We start from the raw sequence: 6,452 nt of genomic DNA, 5'->3' as shown, positions 1-6,452 counted from the left end.
CGGGCCTCGAGGCTGGTCTCGCGATAGCGATCGAAGGCGGCCCAGGCCAGCTCGCAGGCCTGGTCGACTTCGGCCTTCGAGCCGGCGGCGTAGCCGGGCTCCAGGGTCTCGCCGGTGGCCGGATTGATGGCATGGATGGCCTTGCCGCTGGCCGCCAGGGCCTGGCTGCCAATGAGTTGCTTGCCTTGCAGAGTCATGAAAAGGTCTCCTGTGATGGGTCGCGTGCGCGCTGACAGCGGACTATCAACGCGCTGTCAGCGGACTATCAGCGGACTATCAACGCACTATCAGCGGACTAAGGCCGGGCGCTTGGGATCAAACTCCCAGCCGTCGATCAGATACTGCATGGCCATGGCATCGTTACGGCTGGTGACATCCAGACGCTGGTACTTTTGGTGGGCTTCCATCAGCTTGTCATCATCAATCTCGACGCCAAGGCCAGGGGTGGTCGGGACCTTCAGCTTGCCACCCTCGATCTTGAACGGTTCCCTGGTGATACGCTGCCCGTCCTGCCAGATCCAGTGTGTATCAATGGCCGTGATGTTGCCGGGGCACGCCGCCGCAACGTGGGTCATCATGGCCAGCGAGATATCGAAATGGTTGTTGCTGTGGGAGCCCCAGGTCATGCCCCACTCATGGCACAGCTCACCCACCGCTACTGCTCCCTGCATGGTCCAGAAGTGGCAGTCCGCCAGCGGAATGTCGACCGCGTTAAGCTGCACCGCCAGCTTCAATTGGCGATAGTCGGTGGCGATCATGTTGGTCGCGGTGGCAAGGCCGGTACGACGCTTGAACTCGGCCATGGTCTCGCGCCCGGAGTAGCTGCCTTCCTGACCGCAGGGGTCTTCAGCATAGCTCAGGATATCCTTGATCGGCTCAAGCACGCGTACCGCCTCCTCCAGCGACCAGGCGCCGTTGGGGTCCAGGGTCAGACGTGCGTCAGGGAAGGCCTCGTGCAGGGCTCGGATGCAGTCGGCCTCTTCTTCGCCGCGCAGCACCCCGCCCTTCAGCTTGAAGTCCTTGAAGCCGTAGCGGTCGTAAGCCGCCTTGGCCAGATTCGCCACCGCCTCAGGGGTCATCGCCTTCTGGTAGCGCACCTCATCCCAGGCGTCTACCGGGTCAGCCACCTTGGGATAGGGCAAGTCGGTCTTGTCTGGGTCCCCCAGCAGGAACAGATAGCCCAGTGCCTCGACCTCATCACGCTGGCGTCCGTACTGGCCCAGCAGATCCGCGACCGGCATCCCGAGTGCCTGACCGAACAGGTCATAGAGCGCCGACTCGATGGCGGTGATCACGTGCACTGCCACCCTCAGGTCGAAGGTCTGGCGACCGCGCTCTTCCGGGCCATTGCGAGATAGCACCTGGCGAGCCTGGCTCAGTACCTGCTTGACCTCGTTCACTCGGGCCCCTTCCACCAGGGAGCGACACTGCTCGAGCCCCTTGAGGATACCGTCGCTGGAGGGAATCTCCCCCACCCCGCGATTGCCTGAGGCGTCTTCCAGCACCAGCACGCAGCGAATGAACCAGGGCGCATGTCCGCCGCTCAGGTTCAGCAAAAAACCGTCTTCACCGGCAACCGGCACGATGTTCATCTTGGTGATCTTGGGGAACATGAATACATGGCCTCTTGGTCGTTCGAATCGAAAAGGATGAAGCGCTCAGGTCACCGGCGCAGGGTTGAACAGCACCAGGTCGTTGTAGAGTCCCAGGCGGTCAGCGGCGACCTGGTGGCGGCCGCTGGCGACCTCGAGGATCAACTCGAACAGCTCCCAGCCGATGTCCTCGATGCTGGCCTCGCCGGTGGCAATGCGCCCGGCATCCAGGTCAATCAGGTCGTGCCAGCGCCGTCCCAGCGTGGAGTTGGTGGACACCTTGATCACCGGCGTCATCGCCAGGTTGTAGGGCGTTCCACGCCCGGTGGTGAACACCTGAAGATTCATGCCTGCCGCCGCCTGCAGGGTGCCGCAGATAAAATCGCTGGCGGGAGTGGCGGCAAAGGTCAGGCCGCGCTTGCGCAGTCGCTCGCCAGGGCCGATGACATCCACAATGGGGGAGTTGCCGGACTTGATCACCGACCCCAGCGCCTTCTCGACGATGTTACTGAGCCCACCTTTCTTGTTGCCCGGTGATGGGTTGGCGCTGCGGTCTGCCTGGCCTTGGGCGAGATAGTCGTCATACCAAGCCATCTGGTCGATCAGCGCCTGGCCGACCTGGCGATCGACGGCTCTCGGCGTCAACAGGTGGATGGCATCACGCACCTCGGTCACTTCGGAGAACATCACACTACCGCCGGCCCTTACGATCAGGTCCGTGGCAAAGCCTACCGCCGGATTGGCGGTCACCCCGGAAAACGCATCACTGCCGCCACACTGCATGCCCACCGTCAGCTCGGACACCGGGCAGGTTTCGCGACGACGCCGGTTCAGGCGTTCAAGGTGACGCTCGGCCATTTCCATGATGCCTTCGACCATCTCGCCGAAGCCCTCGAAGGACTCGTGCTGCAGGCTAAGCACGTTGGCATCGTCGTTGGTCTCGTCGTGCGTCAAGGCATCGGCGCTGCGCTCGAAGATCTTGACCGGCGCATCGTCGATCAGGGTCGAGGGCTGGAGCTTCTCGCAGCCCAGGCCGATGACCATCACCTCGCCACCAAAATTGGGGTTGCGCGCCAGGTTCTTGAGCGTGCGAATCGGCACTATCGCGGCAGGCGCGCCGATGGCAACGCCACAGCCGTAGCTGTGGTTGAGCCCGACCACGTCATCGACATGGGGAAAGCGCGGCAACAGTTCGCGCTTGATCCTGGCCACCACGTGATCCACCGTTCCCGCCACGCACTGCACGCTGGTGGTGATTCCCAGCACATTGCGTGTGCCGACGCTGCCATCGGGATTGCGAAACCCTTCGAAGGTATAGCCTTCCAGAGGCTCCACGGGGGGCGCTTCACGGGTCGCCAGCGGCAGTTCATCAAGGGTTGGCGGGATCGGCAGGCGGACGTTGTTCTCGTTGACATGGCCACCACGAGCAATGGCGGACAGCGCCGTGCCGATGACCTCGTTGTAGCGAATGATCCGCTCGCCCTCGCCGATGTCGGTCAGCGCCACCTTGTGGCCTTGGGGGATATCCACCCCAAGCACCACTCCGTCGTCCAGTCGCGTACCGGCAGGCAAGCCGCCCTGGCCGACCACAATCGCCACGTTATCGCTGGGATGGACGCGGATGACACGGCTTTGGTTCACCTGGTTGTTAGCCGTCATGGCGATCTCCTTGCTGGGTGCTGCCGGTGACCTGGCTCAGCTCCATCTTCTGGCGCGCACGACTCTTGAGTCCGAGCACGATGGAGAAGCCAATCGACGCCGCGATCAACAGCCACAGCACGACCGCAATGGGGCTCTTGGTAAAGAAGATGGAGTAGGTGCCGAAGGACTCGAGGCTCTTGACGAAGTAGACCTCGGCGGAGCTTCCCAGGATAAAGCCGATGATCAGCGGCGCGACCTCCAGTCCAATCTTCTCGATCAGATAGCCAAAGATGCCGAAGATCAGCAGCGTCCAGACATCGAACATGATGCCGTAGTTGATCGCGTAAGCGCCCACCACACACATCATCACGATAATGGGATACAGGATGTACTTGGGCACCAGTACCACCCTGGCGATGTACTTGATGGCGTAGAACATCAGGAAAAACATGACGACGTTGGCAAACACCAGCGCGATCATCATTACCGTCCAGGTATCCTGGTTTTCAGGAATGAACAGCGGCCCGACCTGGATCCCCTGAAGGGTGAAGGCACCAATCAGCACCGCCGTAGTGGAGTCGCCGGGAATCCCCAGGGACAAAAGCGGTATCAGTGCGCCACCGGTGAGTGCATTGTTGGCCGATTCCGAGGCAATCAACCCCTGGGGCGCCCCCTTGCCCATCTCGCTCGAATCCCGAGACAGGTTCTTTTCCTGGGTGTAGGCCAGTACCGAAGCAGCGCTGCCGCCGACTCCCGGCAGCATGCCAACGAAGGTGCCGATAAACGAGGAACGTGTCAGGTTGGTAAGGCGCCCCTTGAACAGCCCAAGGGAAAAGCCACCGCCTTTCCCCATGTCGAGCTTGGCGCCAGACAGGCCGCTTTTCACGCCCTTTTCCGCTTCCAGCAGGATCGTCGAGATACCAAAGATCCCGATCAACACCGGCAGCAGCGAGAAGCCATCCACCAGGTAGGGCTCAAGAGCATCAAACATCAAGCGGGTCTTTCCGTTGCCGCCATCAGACAGGCTGTAGGTACCGATCAGACTGAGCCAGATACCGATAACGCCGCTGAAGATGCCAATCAGCATGTTGCTCGACATCGACGCAATCACCGTCAGCGCCAGCAAGATAATCAGAAACTTCTCGACATAGGAGAACTTGATCGAGAATTCCGCCAGCAGCGGGGCAAAGAAGAACAGCACCATCGCACTGACCAGCCCACCCACCAGGGAAGACACCACGCAGACGCGCAACGCCATTTCCCCCAGCCCCTTCTGGGCCATGGGATAACCATCGAACGTCGTGGTGATGGAGGACGGCGTTCCCGGAATATTGAGCAGCACGGCAGGTACCATGCCGCCGGAAATGCCGCCGACATAGAGACCAAGCAACAGCGCCAGGCCGTGCTCCAGTCCGAGGGCATAGGTCAGCGGCAGGCACACCGCCACCGCCATGGTCGCGGTCATGCCGGGTATGGCGCCGAAGATGATACCAATCAGCGTGCCGATCGATGCCAGCAAGAAAAAGGTGATATCGAGGTAGGACAGGATTTCCATGGGTCAACGCTCCCCTACGGCAAGGTGATGTAGAACAGCTTGGCGAAGATCAGCCAGGCCAGGGATGGCGCCACCACGGCATTGATGGCGGCGGTGATCACCTTGCGGCGGGTTCGGGTATGCATGTACATCATCGACATCAGAAACAGAAAGACGATGGACACGAACAAGAAGCCATAGCCGGTGTAGGGAAACAGGTTGCCCACCACTGACATCAGCGCGAAGTAGCCGACAATCAGCACCAGCGTGCCGAAGAAACGAACTCCATCCATGGACTCGCCGATGATCGGCAGCGTCTTCTCTCCACGCTTGACCGCGGCGAGAAAGGGCACAAGACGAAACACCACGACTAGGGCAAACAGCAGTGCCAGCGCCCAATGAATGATCGTGGGAAAAAACAGGTGAGACGAGTCGAAGTCGATCGACACACTCAGCGGGGAGGTTTCCATAGCGGCTCCGTGAAGGCCTGTCGGGAGAGCCTTGCAAGATGAGGTGACAGTGAAGGCGCCGGCGACGGGTCGCCGCCGGCCCTTCTCGATCGGTCAGCAGATCACGGCTTGATGCTGCCGATGATCTCGGCGTAACGATCTGCCTTTTCGCGCAGGTGAGCCTGGGCTTCGTCGGACGGCATGAAGTCGGGGATAAAGAACGACTGCTTTTGGGTTTCCTGGATCTCGCCCTCGGCGTAGATCTCGGCCAGGGTGGCGTCGATCTGCTCGACGATCTCGGGATTCATGTCCTTGTTGTAAAGGAAGAAGAATTCCTTATCGAAGGCGAAGTTCCCGGCGTCGCCCATGGTCACCTCGACGTTGGGCTCGACGAACTGAAGCAGGGTCTCGCGATCGGTCTGACCCAGTCCCTCTTCATGGGCTTGCTGCAGCGTGTCGTGACGCGCCGTCAGCCAGACAAAGCGCATCGCCTTCTGGTCATCTTCTGGCAGGCGGGTGTACTGCTCGTTGGCCTGCACCGAGCCATTGATCAGGTCGGCCTGGTCATCAAATAAAAGCTGGTTCTTATCCGCCTGGGAACCGGTGTTCACCGCTACCAGGTTCTCCTCACTGCCGGGGTGCTCGATGCGAATCGCATTCTTCAGCGCGGTGTAGCCGATCTCCGAGACGCCACCCGGTTGAATGGCCACACGTACCGTCTCGCCGCTGCCTACCGCCTCGATGATGTCGTCCAGGCTTTGGTACGGCGAATCCTTCGGTACCAGGTAGGCGTTGCCGGGATTGATGGCGATGGTCGGCCCGATGATGTAGTTCTCGAACGGATCCTTGTAGCCCTCGACACCATACTGATTACCCAGATAGGCCTGATCGTGGAAGATCATCAGGGTATTGCCACGGGGGTCACGATCCAGGGCTCGATAGGCGGCGCTGACACCCACCGCATCAACCTTCATGTTCAGGTCCAGCGCCTCGGACAGCTGGTCGACCACGATGGCGGAATTCTGGTAGGTATCGCCCCCGGTGGAGCTCGAGCCGATGACCACGCGAATGTTGCCGCGCAGCGGGCCGTCAGCGGCCAGTGCCACGCTGCTCGACAGGGCCATGGAGGCCGCCAGAGCGGTGGTGGCCAGGGTAATGGAGAGTCTTGGCATGCTCATGGAGTCACCTGATTGAAATGGTTGTGGGTGGCTTCGTGCTTGGCCCTGCAAGCAGGGC

The 6,452-nt window shown here is 60.9% G+C and carries 5 protein-coding genes and 1 pseudogene; all 6 read right to left on the bottom strand.

Annotated features, from left to right (window positions below; translation table 11 throughout):
- Positions 1-197: pseudogene (locus KUV86_RS12625) on the bottom strand (aldehyde dehydrogenase (NADP(+))); the annotation flags it as partial.
- A 90-nt stretch (positions 198-287) separates the two neighbouring features.
- On the bottom strand, positions 288-1,613 hold the full coding sequence (locus tag KUV86_RS12620; RefSeq protein ID WP_222485013.1) for an enolase C-terminal domain-like protein: 1,326 nt from the start codon (positions 1,611-1,613) through the stop codon (positions 288-290).
- Between the two features lie 45 nt (positions 1,614-1,658).
- Positions 1,659-3,251 (bottom strand): galactarate dehydratase, encoded by a 1,593-nt coding sequence (gene garD, locus KUV86_RS12615; RefSeq protein WP_206940893.1) that lies wholly within the window; start codon positions 3,249-3,251, stop codon positions 1,659-1,661.
- Entirely contained in the window at positions 3,241-4,788 is a 1,548-nt protein-coding gene (locus tag KUV86_RS12610; RefSeq protein WP_222485011.1) for a tripartite tricarboxylate transporter permease, read from the bottom strand. The genes garD and KUV86_RS12610 overlap by 11 nt, the downstream gene beginning before the upstream one ends.
- A 14-nt stretch (positions 4,789-4,802) precedes the next feature.
- Positions 4,803-5,237: a tripartite tricarboxylate transporter TctB family protein gene (locus KUV86_RS12605; RefSeq protein ID WP_222162874.1), complete on the bottom strand. Its 435-nt coding sequence runs from the start codon at positions 5,235-5,237 to the stop codon at positions 4,803-4,805.
- A gap of 101 nt (positions 5,238-5,338) precedes the next feature.
- Positions 5,339-6,394, bottom strand: coding sequence for an ABC transporter substrate-binding protein (locus KUV86_RS12600; RefSeq protein WP_222485009.1), 1,056 nt, complete (start codon positions 6,392-6,394; stop codon positions 5,339-5,341).
- Positions 6,395-6,452: the final 58 nt, after the last annotated feature.

The sequence above is a fragment of the Halomonas sp. DP8Y7-3 genome, assembly GCF_019801675.1.
In the GTDB taxonomy this organism is placed as follows: domain Bacteria; phylum Pseudomonadota; class Gammaproteobacteria; order Pseudomonadales; family Halomonadaceae; genus Halomonas; species Halomonas litopenaei_A.
Note: the sequence above shows the minus strand (reverse complement) of the source record. Positions and strands in the feature narration are given on the sequence as shown.